Consider the following 17,202-nt stretch of genomic DNA (forward strand, 5'->3'; position numbering starts at 1 on the left):
GCTCAGCGAACACCGTGACTCTGCGCCCCATTTAAGAATAGACTCGCCGCGATCTGTCTCGCCAGTCGCGACGTTTAAAAGATACTGAGAGTGGAGGGTCCTCGTCGCGACCGCGTTAGCGGGCCGCGGCGGCGACGCGCTCGCGCTCTTCCTTCTGTGAGATGGAGTACGAGCGCTCGGGGTCGTAGTCCGCGGCCGTGACGAGCTCGTTCGCGAGCGCCTCGGCGGCGGATGTCGTCGACTTGTAGGTCGTGTTAGCGACGCCGTCGGAGATGAAAAGCAGCGCCTGATCGACGCGGCGCTGCGGCGCGACGTCGACCGCCTTGGGGACGGAGATGCCACCGTACTTCAGGCGGACGGTCTCCTCACGCGGCGCGGCGTTCTCGACGGCCGTCACGAGAATCTGAACCGGGTTCTCCTCGGTCCGCTCGTGGATGATGTCGAAGGCGTCGCGAACGATTCGCGTCGCCTGCTGTTTCTTCCCCGTGTTCTCGTCGGTCTGCATCAAGCGGTTGATCATCCGCTCGACCAGCGAGATCTCGGACTTTTTGAACTGCTTCGAAGCGTGGCGTCCCATCGTGTGCGCGATGGGCGTCACCGTCATGTATCGCTTCGTCGAGGGGTCCTCGTAGGCGATCTCGGTGACGTCCCACACGTCGAACAGCTTGGCGTTCTCGTTTGCGGCCTCGCTGGACGCGGGCGCGTCCGGGTCCGGCTCGTCGGCGGCGACGTCCTCCTCGGACGGCGCCTCGGTCTCCTCACCGCTCATCTGACGGGTTTCTCCGCGTTGCCGCGAACCAGTTCGATCATGGAGACACCGTTGACCTTTTCGACCTTGTAGTTGACACCGGAGAGGTCGCCCATCGCGCGACCCTTCGCCCCACCGATCCCGGCGATGGTGACCTCGTCGTGCTCGTCGATGAACGAGATGGCGCCGTCACCGGGACAGAACGCGGTGACCTGCTTCCCGTTCTTGATGAGCTGAACGCGGACACACTTTCGAATCGCCGAGTTCGGCTGCTTTGCCTCGATTCCGACCTTCTCTAAGACGATGCCGCGAGCCTGCGGGGCACCCTCGAGGGGGTCGGACTTCTTTTTGAGCCCGCGCTCTCGCCGAGCGTACTCGGAGTCGGACCAGCGGCGCTTCTGCCGGTCCTGTTTGAGCTTACGGGCCGCGTATTTGCCGTTCGCCATCGTACAACCACTTCCGAACGGAGCTACTTAAGCGTCGTCTTTCGGCTCGGCGAAACGGCCTCAGATCGCTCGAGCGGTGCCTCTCGTCCATTTTGAGCGTGTTTCTCGTCGCGCACGAGGCAGAAATAACCGACGCTCGTTCCCGATGAGCCGGTAAGCCGGCGCGAGCGCCCGCCGTTGCTCGCTGTCGTCTCTCGGGACGAGCGAGCCGGCGGCTCACTCGCTCGTCGCCTCGCGGGCGTCGGGGACCCACTCGGGCACCGCGATCTCGGCGCCAGGATCGCGGTAGTCGATGTCGACGTCGACGCGTGCCTCCCCTCCGTCGTGTTGGCCCGCCCACGACTGTTCGAGGCGCGGGACGACGCCCGCCGCGTACACGTGCACCGTCGCGGCCGCAGTCTCGACCGTCTCGGGGACGCCACGGTTCCCGGCGAACTGATCGGCGGTGAAGCGCGCGGTCGTCTCGCCTTCGACCGATCCGCTGCCGTCGCTCGTGGCGTTCCACTGGTTGAGCCCCTCGTACTGCGTCTCGCCCGACGCGGTCTCGCTCCCGACTCGGAGCCCCGTCACCGCCTCCTGACGCATCGCCGCTTCGAGGTCCACCTCGGAGTTGTCCGGCGACTGGCGGTCGTACTGCGTCTCGCCGTCGCTTTGTCGCCGGAGCAGCACCTCGCCGTCGGCGACGAAAAGCTCCGTCACGGCGCCCCCGGCCGCGTCTCCCAACTCCTGTTTCAAGTACTGACGCCCGTTTTCGAGGTCGTACCCGGACTCGTAGGTCTGTGACGGCAGCCACGGCGTCGGCTCTTCGTCGCCATCGTGACTCGTCTCCGCCGTCGAGAACAGGGTGAACCCGCCCGCGTCGACGAACCGCTGGACGTGGCTCTCGGCCAACGTCTCGATCGCGATCCCCTCGCCGTCGCGCCACGCCGCGTCGGCGAACGGCCGGTCGGGACCGGTTTCCCCATCGCCGCCGCTCGCCTCGTCGTCGCTGGAACAGCCGGCGATACCGACCGTGGCTCCGGCTCCGAGTCCCGCGAGGAAGCGTCTCCGATTCATACCGTAAAAAGCGGTGCGGCGACCAAAAGGACGCGGATTCTCTCGGTTCAGGTCAGCTGGATGTCGTCGATGTCGTGGTGCCGCCGTGCCAGCGTCCGGGCCGTCTCGATGTTGGTCCCGTCGGCGCCGATGGCGACGCCTCGATCCGGCTCCGACACCTCCACGTACGCGACGCGGTCGTTCTGTTCGGACACGGTCACGGCGTTGACCGCCGCGGGCGAGAGCGCGCTCGCGACGAACGCCTCCGGCGTGTCCGCGTCTTCGACCAGTTCGACCGATTTATCGAGCCGCCGTTCCGCCTCCTTGACGGTCTCGCCGGCCTGTCCTATCGCGGCGGCCATCTCGCCGGCCGGCACGAGAAACACGAGCCGGTCGCCCTCCACGAGGCAGTCCTTCGGCGCGACCCCGGTCAGCTCGTCGAAGCGACCGATGTACCGCCGTGCCTCGTCGGAGAGCTCGACGCGCATTAGTCGTCGCCCACGACGCGCGACCCCATCCGGAGGTCGACGTCGCCGGTGCCGAGCGAGATCGGTTTGCCGGCGATGACGTTCTCGATGACGCCGTCGAGCTCGTCGTACTCGCCGTGGATCGCGGCGTCGAGCAGGTGGTTGACCGTCACCTCGAACGCGGCGCGAGCGAGCACCGAGTCCTTCGAGCCCGAGATGCCGTGGCGACCGATCGACTCGATTTCGCCGTTGTTCGTCATGATGTCGGCGACCAACATCAGGTGACGGACGTTCACGTCGTCGAGCCCCTGCTCTTCGAGCGTGTTCTTCGTCTCGTCGATGATCGTCTCGCGGGCCGCCTCGACCCCGAGGTTGCGGTAGATCTCGTGGATGTTGTTACACGTCGTCCGCGAGGCGTCGACGCCCTCGATGTCGAGGGTGTCGCCGAACGCCGACCCCTCGGTGTAGAGGACGAACTCCTCGTCGCCGTCGATCTCCTCTTTCCGGATGACGACGCGTTCGATCTCCTCGATCCCTTTAAATACAATCTCGCGGAGCTTCTCGACGAGTTGGAGCAGCTCGCGGTAGCTCGGCTCGTTCGGGCCGAACTCGACGACGGTCCCCGACTGGCGGGTGTCGACGCCCAGCGAGTCCTCGATGGTCTCCGCGATGATCGCGGCGACCTCCGAGGGGTCCGAGTGGGTCGGCCACCGTTCGAGCAGCGTGTCGTCGTTTAAGTCGATCCGGACGAGCATGTCGGCGACGTTCGTCGACACGTCGCCGAGCGCGAGGATGCGCGTCGCTTCGATGGACCAGACGACCTCGTGGGCCTTCTCGCGGTCCGTCGCGTACTCGCCGTCGAGGTGGACCGTCATCATCGGCGTGTCCGGCGTCTTCCGGGCGTCCACCAGCTCGATGAGCCGGGGGAGCCCCTGCGTCACGTCGATTTCTGCGACGCCGGCGTAGTGGAACGTGTTCATCGTCATCTGCGTTCCCGGCTCGCCGATCGACTGCGCGGAGACGGTGCCGACGGGGTCTAACGGGTCGACCCGCGTCTCGATGTAGCGGTTCTCGACGCCCGTCGCGATGTCGGTCGCCTGTTCTGTGGTGACCTCGCCGCTCTCCTCGGCCTTCCGGTCTATCGCCTCGTACACCTCGTCTTTGAGGCGCGCGGGCAGCTCAGTCGCCTCGACGATCGCTTCGATGTCGTCGGTGACGTGGTCGTACTCAGTCATCCGACTCCACCCCCGAGGCCTTGTTCAGGCCGGGTCCTGAATGCTCCGAGAGGTTCGTCGGCGGCGCGCGCTCGCCGAGGAACCGCTCTTTCTCGTCATCCGACTCGAACTCGGAGTCGACGACGCGGTTCACGATGTCGTCGACGTCGATGCCGTCGCCCTCGCCGGACGAGACCTTCACCGGCGAGGTGCCGTCCTCGCCGAACTCGAACTGGACGATCCGGCCCGAGGTGTCTCGAACCGTTCCGTCGTACTGCGCCTCCAGCTCGGAGAGCGCGTTGATGAGCCGGCGCTGGAGGTAGCCGGACTTGGAGGTCCGGACCGCCGTGTCGACCAGCCCCTCGCGGCCGCCCATCGCGTGGAAGAAGAACTCCTCGGGGGTGAGCCCGCTGCGGTAGGAGTTCTCCACGAAGCCGTGCGCCTCCGAGGACAGGTCGTTCTCGCGGTAGTGTGAGAGCGTCCGGTCCTCGTAGCCGCGGTTGATCCGCTCGCCGCGGACCGCCTGCTGGCCGACGGAGCCGGCCATCTGCGTGAGGTTCAGCATCGACCCACGCGCGCCGGAGCGGGCCATCACGACCGCCGGGTTGTCGTCGCCGAAGTGCTGGTCGGCGATGTCACCGGCCGAGTCGCGGGCCTTCCCGAGCGTCTGCATGATCTTCATCTCCAGCGTCTCGTCGACGCCGCGGCCCGGCAGCGACTCCAGCTCGCCGGCCTCGTACGTCGCGATGAGCTCCTGGACGCGGTCGTAGGCGCTCTCGATGGCGTCGTCGACCTGCTCTTCGGCCTCCGGCGGGATCGACTCGTCGTCGATCCCGATCGAGAATCCGAAGTGCATGATCGCGCGCATCGCCAGCGACGCGATCTCGTTGATGAACACGCGCGAGCGCGTCTCGCCGTATTCTTTCGTGAGAGTGTCGACGACCTCGCCGCCGAACGCGCCGACGGCGTCTTCGTCTATCGTCCCTTCGACGAGCTGGCCGTTCTCGATGAGCACGTCGTCGCCCGTCGAGGAGGTGAAGTCAAGCGACAGATCGTCGGGGAGCAGCTCCGAGAACAGCGTCCGGCCGGTCCAGAACTCGCGTCCCTCGTCGTCGACGCCGTCCGATTCGGGGAGTTCGTCCACGCGGGTCGCCCGGAGCAGGTCCAGCGCCTGCGTCTCGGTGAACTCGGGGTTCGAGTGCGTGAGCAGGTAGGTCCCGGAGATGTGGTCCTGAATGGCGCCGATAATGTTCCCGCCGAACCGCGGCGAGAGGATCTGCTCTTGGACGCGCATGAGGACGCGCGCTTCCGCGCGGGCCTCCTCGTTTTGCAGCGCGTGCATGTTCATCTCGTCGCCGTCGAAGTCGGCGTTGTACGGCGGACAGACGACGGTGTTGAGCCGGAACGTCTTGTACGGCATCACCACGACCTCGTGGGCCATGATGGACATCCGGTGCAGCGAGGGCTGCCGGTTGAAGATCACGATGTCGCCGTCCACGAGGTGGCGGTTGACCTCCCAGTCGGCCTCGACCTTCTCGGCGAGCTCCTCGCAGTTCTTCTCGGTCACCTTCAGGCGACGCCCGTCAGGTCGGCGAACGTAGTTGGCGCCGGGGTGCGCCTCCGGTCCGTTTCGGACGTACTGGCGCGCCTCTTCGACGTTGCGCTCGGTGACGTTGAGCGTCTGGGTCATCTCTTTGGCGACGCGGTCCGGGACGCCGACCTCGTTCAGCGAGAGGGTCGGGTCCGGCGAGATGACGGTCCGGGCGGAGAAGTTCACGCGTTTGCCCGAAAGGGAGCCACGGAAACGACCTTCCTTGCCTTTCAGGCGCTGGCTGAGCGTCTTGAGGGGACGGCCAGAGCGGTGTCGCGCCGGCGGCGTCCCGCTGATCTCGTTGTCGACGAACGTGGTGACGTGGTACTGGAGCAGCTCCCAGAGGTCCTCGATGATCAGCTGCGGGGCGCCCGCCTCGCGGTTCTCCATGAACCGCTGGTTGATCCGGATGATGTCGACCAGCTTGTGCGTGAGGTCGTCCTCGGAGCGCTGGCCGTTGTCGAGCGTGATGGAGGGGCGCGTGGTTACCGGCGGCACCGGGAGAACCGTCAGGATCATCCACTCCGGGCGGGAGTGTTCGGAGTCGATGCCGAGGACTTCGAGGTCCTCGTCCGGGATGTCCTCGAACCAGTCGCGGATGTCCGAGGGCATCAGCTTGTTCATATCCTCCTCCGTGAGATCGACTTCCAGCGCCTTCTCGATGGCGCGGCGGTCCTCCTTGCGCGGACGGAACTCGCCGGCCATGATCTGGTTGACTCGATCTAAGGCGATGTCCGTCTTCTCGGCGAGCTCCTGCGGGGAGGTGCCGGGGTCGTCCTCCTCCTCGTCAGGCTGCATCGCGGCCGCGATGCGCTCGGAGTAGTCGCCCGAGAGCACGTCCTGGACCTCGTAGTACGTGGTCGGCTTCTCGTGTTTGATGTCCGCCTGCGGCTCGCCGCAGAACGGGCAGGTCGACGCCTTCCGGGCCTGTCGGACGGCGGCCTTCAACACGTCGTGTTCGTCGTCGCCGAGCTCCTTGGCGCGCTCGTAGCGGTCGCGGAACTCGTCGCGCTGCGCGTCGTCTAAGGCGAGGCGACCGCACTCTCGGCACGTCGAGCGCAGGAGCCGTCGGATGAGCTTCGTAAAGCCCACGTGGATGACGGGCGCGGCCAGTTCGATGTGGCCGAAGTGGCCGTTACAAGAGCCGGAGTGGGACCCGCAGGTCCGACACTCCAGGCCGGGGTCGATGACGCCGAGCCGCGGGTCCATCAGCCCCATGTCGATCGGGTAGCCGTCGTCGTCGTACGTGTCGGCCGTGATCACCTTCGTCGCCGACATGTCCCGGTACGTCTCCGGGTCCATGAGGCCGAAGTCGATGCCGCCGAGCACTTTCGGTGTTTGCATTGACATTTAAATCGCGTCCTCCAGTTCGAGCTTCGGTCGGATGCCCAAGGCGATCATCTCGTCGAGCAGGAGCTTGAACGCGTAGCTCACTTCCAACTCGTGGATGTCGTCCTCGTCGCCCGTGACCGGGTCGTACACCCGGCGCTGTTCTCGGTCCTCGACGGCGACGAGTCCGGTCTTCGCGGAGACGTGTACCGTCTCCGCGTCAGACGACTCCAAGAGCCGCTCGTTGAGCACCATCGACGCGCCGTGGCCGATGATCGTGTCGCGCTCCATCTCCCCGACGCGCAGCCCACCCTCGCGGGCGCGCCCCTCGGTCGGCTGGCGCGTGAGCACCTGCACCGGCCCGCGAGAGCGGGCGTGGAGCTTGTTCGACACCATGTGGTACAGCTTGTGGTAGAAGATCGTCCCGACGAAGATCTCCGCTTCGATCTTCTCGCCGGTGACGCCGGAGTACATGACCTCCTTGCCCGAGGACTTGAAGCCGTGTTCTTCGAGTCCGCCGCGCAGCTCTTCTTCGTCTTCGCCCTGGAACGGCGTCCCGTCGACCCGCGAGCCGCGGAGCGAGCCGACCTTGCCGCCGAGCATCTCCAGCACGTGGCCGACCGTCATCCGAGACGGTAGGGCGTGCGGGTTCATCACGAGGTCGGGGACGACCCCCTCCTCGGTGAAGGGCATGTCCTCCTGTGGCGCGAGGTGGCCGACGACGCCCTTCTGCCCGTGTCGGGACGCGAACTTGTCGCCCAGTTCGGGAACGCGCTGGTCGCGCACCTTCACCTTCGAGAGCTTGGAGCCGTCCTCGCCCTCCATCAGCGTCACGGTGTCGACGACGCCCGACTCGCCGGAGCGCATCGTCACACTCGTTTCGCGGCGCTTCTGCGGAGAGAGCCCGCCCATGTCGTCGGGCTCTTCGAGGAAGCGCGGGGGGCTGGTCTTTCCGAGCAGCACCGAGGACTCGTCGACCTTCGTCTCGGGGTTGACGAGACCGTCCTCGTCGAGGTGCGTGTAGGCGTCCTCGCCGCGGGCGCCGCGCACGTCCTGGTCGGGAATCTCGAACCGATCCTCCTGGCCGCCGGGGTACCGGCGCTCCTCGCCCTCGTAGGTCCGGAAGAAGTGCGAGCGCGTCAGGGCACGATCGACGGAGCCCTGGTTCATCACCAGCGCGTCCTCGATGTTGAACCCCTCGTAGCTCATGACGGCGACGACGAAGTTCTGCGCGGCCGGCCGCTTGTCGAAGCTGATCTGGTCGGACGTCTGCGTCTTCACCATCGCCAGCTGCGGGTAGTGCAGCAGGTGCTGGCGCGTGTCCGGCCGGATCCGGTAGTTGGCGGAGGGAAGCCCGAGCGACTGTTTCATCATCCCCGCGCCCATCGTAATTCGGGGACTCGCGTTGTGTTCGGGGTACGGGATCATCCCCGCACCGATACCGAAGACGAGCTGCGGGTCGATCTCGAGGTGCGTGTGGTCGTCGCTTACGTCCTCTTCGTCGACGGCGACGAGGATGTCCTCCTCCTCCTCGGCGTCGATGAACTCGACGTAGCCGCGCTCGACGAGGTCCTCGAACTCGACGTCGCCGCGTTCGAGCGCTTCGATTTCCTCGTCGCCCAGCAGGGGCTCGCCGTTCTCGACGACGATCAGCGGGCGGCGGGCGCGCCCCGCGTCCGCGTTGACGATTACTTCTTGGGTCCGGTCTTTGACCGAGACGTTCACCATCTCCGAGACGTCGCCGCGTCGGCGAGCCTCGCGGATCTGTTCGGCGAGGGCCTCGGGGTCCGGATGGGTCCCGACGAGGCTCCCGTTGACGTACACCTTCGCTTCGCGTTCTGCCTGAGCCATATTAATCGTCCGCCGTCTGTCGTTCGACGCCCTCGATGCCGGGGATTCCCTCGACACCCATCGACGCCAGTTCTCGTTTCAGCCCCTGTTCGTCGTCTACCGTCTGCGAGAGCTCCATCGCCTGCGCGAAGTTCTTCACGAGGCCACAGTTCGGCCCCTCCGGCGTCTCGGAGGGACAGATGCGACCCCACTGGGTCGCGTGGAGGTCCCGCGCCTTGAAGTGCGGCTGCGAGCGCGACAGCGGCGAGCGCAGGCGCCGAAGGTGCGAGAGCACACCCATGTAGTCCGTCCGGTCGACGAGCTGGGAGACGCCGGACCGACCGCCCACCCAGTTACCCGTCGCGATCGGGTGTTCGAGCCGCTCGGTCAGCACGTCGGAGCGGACGACCGTGTTGACCGTGAGCTCACGGTTCCGCATGTTCGCCCGCTCGAGCTGGTATTTCACGTCGCGTGCCAGCTTGTTCAGCGCGGTCCGGAACAGGTCGCGCATCAGGTCGCCGGAGACCTTCAGGCGCTTGTTCGCGTAGTGGTCCTTGTCGTCGGCCTCGCGTCGGTCCAAGGCGAGCTCGAAGCACGCCTCGGCCATCCGGCAGAGGTAGTACGCCTTGTTGATCCGCACGTCCTCCTCTTCGACGCCCTCCTCGTGGAGGTGCGGGAGCAGGTAGCGGTCGATGACGTAGTTCGCCCGCTTGAGCTGGTAGTTTTTCCCCTGGCCGGAGGCGACGCGCTCGCCGAGGGTCTCGATGGCCTCCTCGGTCGTCTGGACCGAGGCCTCCTCTAAGTTCTCCAGCATGAACTTCACGATCTCGGGGTCGTCCGAGACGCGGTGGACGATCTCCTCGTCGGACTCGAGTCCGAGCGCACGAACGAGGGTCACGAAGTCGATAGAGCCGGAGACGGACGGGAACGACACTTCGAGCAGCCCCTCGCGGTTGCGCTCACACAGCACCAGCGCGCGGTAGCCGCGGCGCTGAGAGAACGTCTTCGCGACCTGAATCTCGTCGCCGTACTTCGAGTCGTACTCCGCGAGAATCTTGTTCGGCGCCAGGTCCTCCGAGGTCATCAGCACGCGCTCGGAGCCGTTGACGATGAAGTAGCCGCCGGGGTCGACCGGGTCCTCGCCGATGTCGATGAGCTCCTCGTCGGAGAAGCCGGCCATGTTACACTTGTCCGAGCCGACCATGATCGGCATCCGACCGACCTTCGTCTCGGTCGTGTCGACGACCTGTTCGGGCTCGTCCTCGCCGCCGCGCACGATGGACATCTCCATGAACACGGGCGCCGAGTACGTGATGTTTCGCAGTCGGGCCTCCTGAGGGTACAACAGCTCTTCGGACCCGTCGGCCTCGCGAACGCGCGGGGTGACCATCCGCACGTCACCGAGTTCGACGTAGACGGGCTCTTGCCCCTCTTTGTCGCCGATGTCGGTCTCGATCGTCTCCTTCTCGTCGACGACCTCCTGCATGCCGCGGTCCAAGAAATTGTTGAACGATCGGAAGTGGTGTTCGGCGAGCCGTTCGTCTGAAAAGTACTCGCGTGACACCACGCGTCGGTCTTGTCTGTTCATGAGACAACTAATCGGTACACGACCGCTTTCTCGGTCGTGCGGGAGTTTCGAACGATCTTCACCACGTCGCCGACCTCGGCCTCGTCGGGGATCGCGGGATCGGTGCGTTTGATCTTCGGCAGGTTCGTCCGTTTCACGTCGTACTCTGCCAGGACCTCGTCGACCTCCTCGGGCTCGAGTAGGACGTGGTCCGGGACGAGTTCGTGTTGGCTTACGTCTACCATGGGTGGTGGTTATTGAGAGAAGCTATCACGAGATACTACAGATCGCTATATGTGCCAACCTCATAAGGCTTGTTAAGCGCCGCTGCCACGCGCGGCTCACGGCGGGAGGGCGTGCGATACCCTATCTCATGTGGGTATCACACAAAAGCGTACCGCCGAACTGGCTTTCGCTCACCGAGACCCATCGTACGACGGCGATGCCGGGCTGAGCCGGCCGTCTCTCCTTTATCATCACCTTCGTCTGTGTCGGCCCACGCGTACTCCCCCACGGTGAGGCCATCGCCCCTGTCATCGGTCACCATCGTCGGCGGGGATGACAAGCCTTATTTGCCAGACAGGGGTACGAATGACTGCGACAAGCCCGGATGGTGTAGTGGCCCATCATACGACCCTGTCACGGTCGTGACGCGGGTTCAAATCCCGCTCCGGGCGTCCCCACGTTTCCGGGGTGAGTCGCTGTTTGCCCGGATGGTGTAGTGGCCCATCATACGACCCTGTCACGGTCGTGACGCGGGTTCAAATCCCGCTCCGGGCGTTTCTGTCACTGCCAACCGACGAGCGAAGCGAGCCGACACCGTCGGCGACGAACTCCTGCTCAGGGATTTGAATCTGAGGACGAGCGAACGCAGCGAGCGAAGTCCTCCGGGTTCAAATCCCGCTCCGGGCGTTTCTTGAACTTACCTTCGGAGCGACTGGTCCGTCGCTGGTCGTTTACCTACCCCGTTGGTCAACGCACCGTCACGAACCGGCTGAAAATCCTTATAAATCGAGCAGGTCCTGCAGTTCGCCCACCAGCGTCTTGGTCTTCTCGTCGGGGTCTTCGTCGTCGCTGACCGGGGTGCGTCCGTCGAACGTCTCGTGCACCATCGAGACGCCTTCCGCCAGCGTGTCGAGGCCGTATCCACCTTCGAGCACGTAGGCGGTCGCGGCGCCGACGTCGTCGGTGACCGACCGAATCTGATCGGTCATCAGTGCGTACCCCTCCGACGAGACTCGCATCCGCGAAATCGGGTCGTGTCGGTGGGCGTCGAACCCGGCAGAGACGATCACGAGGTCGGGGTCGAACCGTTCGAGCGCCGGCGCGACAACCGCGTCGATAGCGTGGCAGTAGTCCGCGTTGCCGGCGCCGGCAGCGAGCGGGAGGTTCACCGTGGTGTTCTCGCCCTCGTCGCGCCCGGTCTCTTCTACCTCGCCGGTGTCCGGATAGAGGCCGTCCTCGTGGATCGACGCGTAGAGTACGTCTCCGCGCTCGTAGAACACGTCTTGGGTCCCGTTTCCGTGGTGAACGTCCCAGTCGAAGATAGCGACTCGGTCGGCCTCGCCCTTATCTAGGGCCGTCTGGGCCGCGACGGCGGCGTTGTTGAAAAAGCAAAAGCCCATGGCGTCGTCGGGGACCGCGTGATGGCCCGGCGGGCGTCCGAGCGCGAACGGCGTGTTTCGCCCGTCGGCGCCGTCGAGCGCAGACCGCGCCGCCCACTGTGCGAGCCCCGCCGACGTGAGCGCGGCGTCCCAGGTCCCCTCGCTCACGACGGTGTCGGGGTCCCAGCTTCCGCCGCCGTCGGCGACGAACGCCTCGAGTTCGTCGACGTACGTCGCGTCGTGGACCGCGACGACCTCCTCCCGCGTCGCGGGGTCCGGCTCCGCGTACTCGACGCCGTGGCGCTTCGCCAGCCCACGCCGTATCGCGCGCAGTCGGTCCGGATTTTCCGGGTGTCGTTCGCCGGTGTCGTGTTCCAGACACCGCTCGCTGTAACCAAAGTGCATCTACTCGAACAACGCGAAGTACGTCTCGATGTCCTCTGCCTGTACGGTCCGTCTGTCGGCGTGGTGTGCGAGGGTCGCCGCCGCGCTCGCGACGTTGTCGGCGTAATCCTCTAAGATGTCGGCCAGCGCGATCCGCGCGTCGACGCCCACCCGATATCGGTCGTCGATCCGGAGTCGAGCGATCCGGTCGATGGGGGCGACCGGGAGCGTGAGATCCTCGCGAGGGATCACTTGCTCGACGCCGAAATCGGCCGCCATCAGCGTTTTGCGGCCGTCTGCTGTTGCCTGCTCGGCCGCGTCGATCGCCAGGTCCGCGCCGTGTGCTTGGATCCGGCGGGCCAACTCCTCGGCGGCGTCCGCGCTCACGCGGAGGTCCCCGGCGTTCCGCCGGATGATCCCGTCGACCGGCGCGAACGGCAACTCGACACTCATACACACAGTCGCGTCCGTGTACCGTATAACGCTTTCCGTTACCCACTCTCCGCGGCCGAGGGCTCACGTCGCGGCGACTCCGGGCGTCGCTGTGATGCCGGTCGATCGGCCACCGACGCGAGCTTCCCCGTCGAGAACAGTCGAGCGACGGGCTAGAACACGTCGTCGGCGTCGATGGTCCCGTCGCGCTCCGTCCCGCGGACCGTGACCTCCTCGCCGAGCCGCAGGCTCGCATCGGTCGCGACGCTTTTCGTCTGCTGGCCGTCGTCTAACACGACCGGATCTCCGGTCTGAACAACCGTGCCGGTGAACTCGATGCCCTCCGTCGCAGCCGCCGCCGCGGCCGCTGCGCCGCCTCCGGCCTCGTCGTCTCCGCTCTCGCCGGCGACGGCCTCGGCGGCCGCCTTCTGTCCGTCCTCGGCGAACGCACCCAGTCCCGTGTCGCTCGCACCGCGCTCCGCCCCGCCGTCGCCGCCCGCGCCCGACGCGCTGCCCCCCTCGTCAAGCACGGTGACGGTCGACCGCCAGTTCGCGGAGGCTTCGAGGTCGTCCTGCCAGCCGTCTTGGATCTCGACGTCGGTGAAGACGACCTGGTCGGCCAAGTCGATATCGCGGTCCGCCTTCTCGCCCCACAGCGCGACCCGGATCTCGCCGGTGTCGTCTTTGATCCGGACGTTTCGGACCTGTCCCTCGGAGCCGTCGTCGCGGTCGAACGTGCGGACCGGGTCCGTCTCGATGACGCCGCCGCCGATGTCGACGATCTGGTCGATCTCCACCTCGGCGATGTCGGTCGTCTCCGGGACGTACTCGACGTCCTCGTCGACGCGTTCAACAGTGCCGCGGTCGCCGACGTGAAGTTCGAGGTCGCCGTCGCGCTCCCGGACGTAGCCGTCGCCGACCTCGACGACTTCGCCGGCTTCGAACTCCTCGGCGAGGTCGGCCTTCCCGTCCCACAGCGTCACGCGCACGCGACCCGTCTCGTCGCCGACGGTGAGGTTGGCGACGCGCCCCTCGCTTCCGTCGTCGCGGTCGAACGTGCGGACCGCGTCCGTGTCGAGGACCTGTCCGACGAGGTCCACGTCAGACGCGCCGAGCGAGAGGTCTTCCACCTGGTACGTGTCGAGCACCTGCACGTCGACCTCGGCGTCCTCGTCCGGTTCGACCTTGTCGGCGCTCACTTCGAGCCCGCTGTACCCCTCCTTCGGGCGGCCCATGACGCGGACCACCTGGCCGACTTCCAACTCCTCGTCGGCCGCCACGGCCATGTCGTCCCAGAGCGCGACCCGGACCGAGCCGGAGGCGTCCGCCACGTCGACGTTGCAGACGCGCCCCTCCTCGGCGTCCTCGCCGTCCCGCTCGAAGGTTTTGACGTCCCCGATGGCGGTCACCTTCCCGAGGAACTTCACGTCGTTCATGCCGGGCTCGATGTCGGCGATCGTCTCGGCCTCTTCGTCGCGCAACTCGTGGGCGATCAGCATCGCGGCCGTCTCCTCGTCGGCGAGCCCGCCCATCTGCTCGACTTTGTCCTCGACGGCCGCCTCGAACTCCTCGAACTCGACGTCGGTGTCGAGACCCCCGTAGACGTCCTCTATCACTCCCATACGCGTACCTCCTCGGTTGTCGAGTCCGCGCATAAGCGTTGTCCTTGCTGCGATCTCGCGGCCGCGCTCGTGTCCGCTTTCGGCCCGCTCCGGGGCGCGTTCGCCAATCGAGTCCGCGGCGTCGCCGTCGCGGATCGGGGTTCGGTCATGTCGATCCCTCGGGCCCCCTCGATACAAAAGGTGTGCAATCTCACTCGGGGTTTCACGTCCCTGCGCGTCCGGCGCTCGACGCTCTGTCAACCGTGCGGAGCCGACCCCCTTCGCGCCGCATGCGACCACCCGCCACGCGGCCTCCGTACCGTAACCGTCTTAAGTTCTACCGCGGTACGTTTGCTTGAGTCCTGGTAGGGTAGTGGACTATCCTCTTGGCTTGCGGAGCCAGGGACCGGAGTTCAAATCTCCGTCAGGACGTTTTCGGATGCACCAAACGGCGAGCATCGCGAGCCGTGCGTGCATCCGAAAACGCCGCGGAGATTTGTGCAGGAAAGTCGCAGCGGCCGAGCGTAGCGAGACCGGAGGTCTCGCAGGCAGCCGGCGCGAAGCGCCGGCAACGAAGCGAGGCCGACCGTCTTTCCGAGTTCAAATCTCCGTCAGGACGCTCACTTTGCGGCTCTCTCACTTCGTTCGGGAGCCGCTGCGTTCGGTCCTGACGTGCCTCACGCTCGCTTCGCTCGCGTGAGACTCCGTCAGGACGTTTTCGGATGCACTATCAGGTTGTTCTCGGACACACCAGCCACGGCCAGCACCGCACGTAGGAGATTCTACTACGCGCACGGCTGTTTGGCATTTATATACCGTTACCTGTGTTTCGCTCCGACACTTCCTTGTTCACTCTGCAAACACACGACCCCGTCTCGCCGCCTCAATCGTGCGGATGGAACCGCTCCATCGCGCGCTTGACTGCGGCCGAGTCGCCGATGAAGGTGACGTGATCGCCGTACTCTAACACGCTGTCCGCCGACGGCACGTTATTCTCGCCGTCACGACTGACGACGGCGACGAAGGCGCCGTCCGGAATCTTCGCGTTGAGGTCGCGGATCGTCTTCCCCGCGAGGTTCTCCGCCGTCACCTCGACCTCCTGAACGTCGTGGCTGTCGCCCAGTTCGTTCATCCAGTGTGTGATCGCCGGCCGCTCGATCTCGTCGTCGATGGCGACCGCCGTCGCCGTCGGGGAGTCGATCGCCGTCACGCCGATGCTGTCGAAGGCGTCGGTGTTCTCCGAGTCGTTCACCCGCGAGTACACCGCCTCGATGTCGAACTTCGTTATCGCGAGCTGGCACGTGAGGAGGTTGATGTCGTCGTCCGCGGTCACCGTGATCACGCGCTTTGCGTCCTCGATGCCCGCGCTCCGGAGCGTCTCCGTGTCGCTCCCGTCGCCTTCGTAGACGGTGAACCCCTCCGAGCGCGCCCGCTCGACCACTTCGTCGTCCATCTCGACGATGACGACGTACTCTCCGCGCCGCTCCAGTCGTGTGGCGAGCGCCTGGCCGACCCGGCCGCCGCCGATGATTATCGTGCGCATTGGTGACACTCCAAGGACGTTGCCGATCTGCTTTGCCAGCCCCGCTTCGATCGCGACCGTCGCGAAGATGACGGCGAACACCGTCCCGACCAACAGCTCGCCCGCCGCCACGTTCCCGGCGAGTTCGAGTTCGATGGCGAACAGTGTGGCCACGCTCGCCGGAATGATCCCTCGGGGGCCGACGCCGGCGATGAACAGCCGCTCCGGCCAGGTGAACCGCTCGACGCCGGCGGTCGCGATCAGCGCGCCGAGCGGCCGGAGGACGAGCATGATGACGAGGACGAGCGCGATCGCGCCGACCCCGAGCGCCGCGATCGCTTCGACGTCTATCAGCGCGGCCAGCGAGATGAACACGAACGATAAGACGACGAGCGTCGTGTTCTCCGCGAACCGCTCGATCTCTTCTCTGTTGTCGATGTCGAGGTTGCCGAGCAGGATCCCGCTCGTCGCCGCAGCCGCGATACCCGCCTCGGCGGCGACGGCCTCGGCGGCCGCGAACGCCCCGACCGCCGCCGCCAACACGAGGAACTGCGAGGCCTGCACGTCGCGTTCGGGGACGAAGTTGCTGTTCAACAGGTAGTAGATGATGACGGTCGCGAGCACCCCGGCGGCCACCCCGACCCCGAGCCGCTGGAGAAACGACAGCACGGTCGCCGGGACGCCCAGATCGTCAAGCAACAGCGTCTCGAAGATCACCACGGCGACGATCGCGGCCGTCACGTCGTTGACGATCCCCTCCGTCTCCAGTGCGGTCGCGACGTGGTCCCTGACCCGCACGACGTTGAGTATCGGCGTGATGACCGTCGGTCCGGTCGCCACCAGCAGCGCCCCGATGAGCAGCGAAATATCCCAGCTTGCTCCCTCGAAGAACCGGACCGCCGCCGCCGTTCCGAGGAACATCACGAGGGCGCTCACCGTCACCAAGCGGAGCGACGCCGTCGACGCGCCGCGGATCCGTTCGATCCGCAGCGCAAACGCCCCCTCGAAGACGATGATCGCGACGCTGATCCCGACGATGATCTCCAGGCCGCTCCCAAACGTGTCCAGCGTTACGAGCCCCAACACCTCCGGTCCCAGCACGACGCCGATGAGGAGGTAAAAGATGACACTCGGCACCTTCAGACGGTGCGCGACCAACTGGACGACGAGTCCCGACACGAGGATCGCCGCGATGACCGGCAACAGGCTACTGGACACGACTACTGGCCGTAGGGGCCGCCCCGTCTTAGTGTATGTGCCACGACCCGTGCCCGCCGCGTCGTTCCCGATACAAAATAACCGCTGGACATCTCTATTAAATATCCAATAATGACAATGCGTCGCACACACGGGTAATTATTAATCCGCATCCGTCTGTACGGGCAGATACGCCCGTGCGGAACCCCCCCGCTGGGCGCAACCCATGACCACC

Annotated in this window: 13 protein-coding genes and 3 tRNA genes; 3 read left to right on the top strand and 13 right to left on the bottom strand. The window is 66.0% G+C overall.

The features are described from left to right. Window positions 1–115: 115 nt before the first annotated feature. The 9 genes from DOS48_RS14290 to DOS48_RS14330 all read right to left on the bottom strand — a co-directional run bounded on the left by DOS48_RS14290 (window position 116) and on the right by DOS48_RS14330 (window position 10,472). A complete protein-coding gene (locus DOS48_RS14290; RefSeq protein ID WP_127116402.1) occupies window positions 116–769 on the bottom strand; it encodes a 30S ribosomal protein S7 in 654 nt (217 codons plus the stop codon). Continuing rightward, window positions 766–1,194 carry a 30S ribosomal protein S12 gene (locus DOS48_RS14295; RefSeq protein ID WP_004048726.1) on the bottom strand — a complete coding sequence of 143 codons (429 nt, stop codon included), beginning with the start codon at window positions 1,192–1,194 and terminating at the stop codon, window positions 766–768. The genes DOS48_RS14290 and DOS48_RS14295 overlap by 4 nt, the downstream gene beginning before the upstream one ends. A gap of 216 nt (window positions 1,195–1,410) precedes the next feature. Beyond that, on the bottom strand, window positions 1,411–2,250 hold the full coding sequence (locus DOS48_RS14300) for a hypothetical protein (protein WP_127116403.1): 840 nt from the start codon (window positions 2,248–2,250) through the stop codon (window positions 1,411–1,413). A 47-nt stretch (window positions 2,251–2,297) separates the two neighbouring features. Continuing rightward, window positions 2,298–2,717 carry a NusA-like transcription termination signal-binding factor gene (locus tag DOS48_RS14305; protein ID WP_127116404.1) on the bottom strand — a complete coding sequence of 140 codons (420 nt, stop codon included), beginning with the start codon at window positions 2,715–2,717 and terminating at the stop codon, window positions 2,298–2,300. Further along, window positions 2,717–3,931: a DNA-directed RNA polymerase subunit A'' gene (rpoA2, locus tag DOS48_RS14310; protein ID WP_127116405.1), complete on the bottom strand. Its 1,215-nt coding sequence runs from the start codon at window positions 3,929–3,931 to the stop codon at window positions 2,717–2,719. The genes DOS48_RS14305 and rpoA2 overlap by 1 nt, the downstream gene beginning before the upstream one ends. Continuing rightward, a complete protein-coding gene (locus DOS48_RS14315) occupies window positions 3,924–6,845 on the bottom strand; it encodes a DNA-directed RNA polymerase subunit A' (protein ID WP_127116406.1) in 2,922 nt (973 codons plus the stop codon). The genes rpoA2 and DOS48_RS14315 overlap by 8 nt, the downstream gene beginning before the upstream one ends. Before the next feature lie 6 nt (window positions 6,846–6,851). Next, the gene (gene rpoB / locus DOS48_RS14320) at window positions 6,852–8,681 is read right to left on the bottom strand and encodes a DNA-directed RNA polymerase subunit B (protein WP_127116407.1); all 1,830 of its coding nucleotides are present in this window, start codon (window positions 8,679–8,681) and stop codon (window positions 6,852–6,854) included. Window position 8,682: 1 nt separating this feature from the next. Continuing rightward, on the bottom strand, window positions 8,683–10,248 hold the full coding sequence (locus DOS48_RS14325) for a DNA-directed RNA polymerase subunit B'' (RefSeq protein WP_127116408.1): 1,566 nt from the start codon (window positions 10,246–10,248) through the stop codon (window positions 8,683–8,685). Then, a complete protein-coding gene (locus DOS48_RS14330; protein WP_127116409.1) occupies window positions 10,245–10,472 on the bottom strand; it encodes a DNA-directed RNA polymerase subunit H in 228 nt (75 codons plus the stop codon). Before DOS48_RS14330 ends, DOS48_RS14325 begins: the two co-directional genes overlap by 4 nt. A gap of 359 nt (window positions 10,473–10,831) precedes the next feature. Here DOS48_RS14330 and DOS48_RS14335 point away from each other — a divergent pair. Both DOS48_RS14335 and DOS48_RS14340 read left to right on the top strand, forming a co-directional pair. Beyond that, window positions 10,832–10,904, top strand: a tRNA-Asp gene (locus tag DOS48_RS14335). A 30-nt stretch (window positions 10,905–10,934) separates the two neighbouring features. Further along, window positions 10,935–11,007: transfer RNA gene (locus DOS48_RS14340), tRNA-Asp, on the top strand. Window positions 11,008–11,231: 224 nt separating this feature from the next. Here DOS48_RS14340 and DOS48_RS14345 read toward each other — a convergent pair. The 3 genes from DOS48_RS14345 to DOS48_RS14355 all read right to left on the bottom strand — a co-directional run bounded on the left by DOS48_RS14345 (window position 11,232) and on the right by DOS48_RS14355 (window position 14,269). Further along, window positions 11,232–12,236 (bottom strand): histone deacetylase, encoded by a 1,005-nt coding sequence (locus DOS48_RS14345; protein ID WP_127116410.1) that lies wholly within the window; start codon window positions 12,234–12,236, stop codon window positions 11,232–11,234. Further along, on the bottom strand, window positions 12,237–12,668 hold the full coding sequence (locus DOS48_RS14350) for a histone family protein (protein WP_127116411.1): 432 nt from the start codon (window positions 12,666–12,668) through the stop codon (window positions 12,237–12,239). 152 nt (window positions 12,669–12,820) lie between these two features. Beyond that, window positions 12,821–14,269, bottom strand: coding sequence for a single-stranded DNA binding protein (locus DOS48_RS14355; protein WP_210755388.1), 1,449 nt, complete (start codon window positions 14,267–14,269; stop codon window positions 12,821–12,823). A gap of 338 nt (window positions 14,270–14,607) precedes the next feature. On the opposite strand from DOS48_RS14355, the gene DOS48_RS14360 reads away from it, so the two are divergent. After that, a tRNA-Arg gene (locus DOS48_RS14360) sits at window positions 14,608–14,680 on the top strand. 451 nt (window positions 14,681–15,131) lie between these two features. On the opposite strand, the gene DOS48_RS14365 is transcribed toward DOS48_RS14360, so the two are convergent. After that, window positions 15,132–16,973, bottom strand: coding sequence for a cation:proton antiporter (locus tag DOS48_RS14365; RefSeq protein WP_127118809.1), 1,842 nt, complete (start codon window positions 16,971–16,973; stop codon window positions 15,132–15,134). Between the last annotated feature and the right edge of the window lie 229 nt (window positions 16,974–17,202).

It is taken from the genome of Halorubrum sp. PV6, from assembly GCF_003990725.2.
GTDB lineage: Archaea > Halobacteriota > Halobacteria > Halobacteriales > Haloferacaceae > Halorubrum.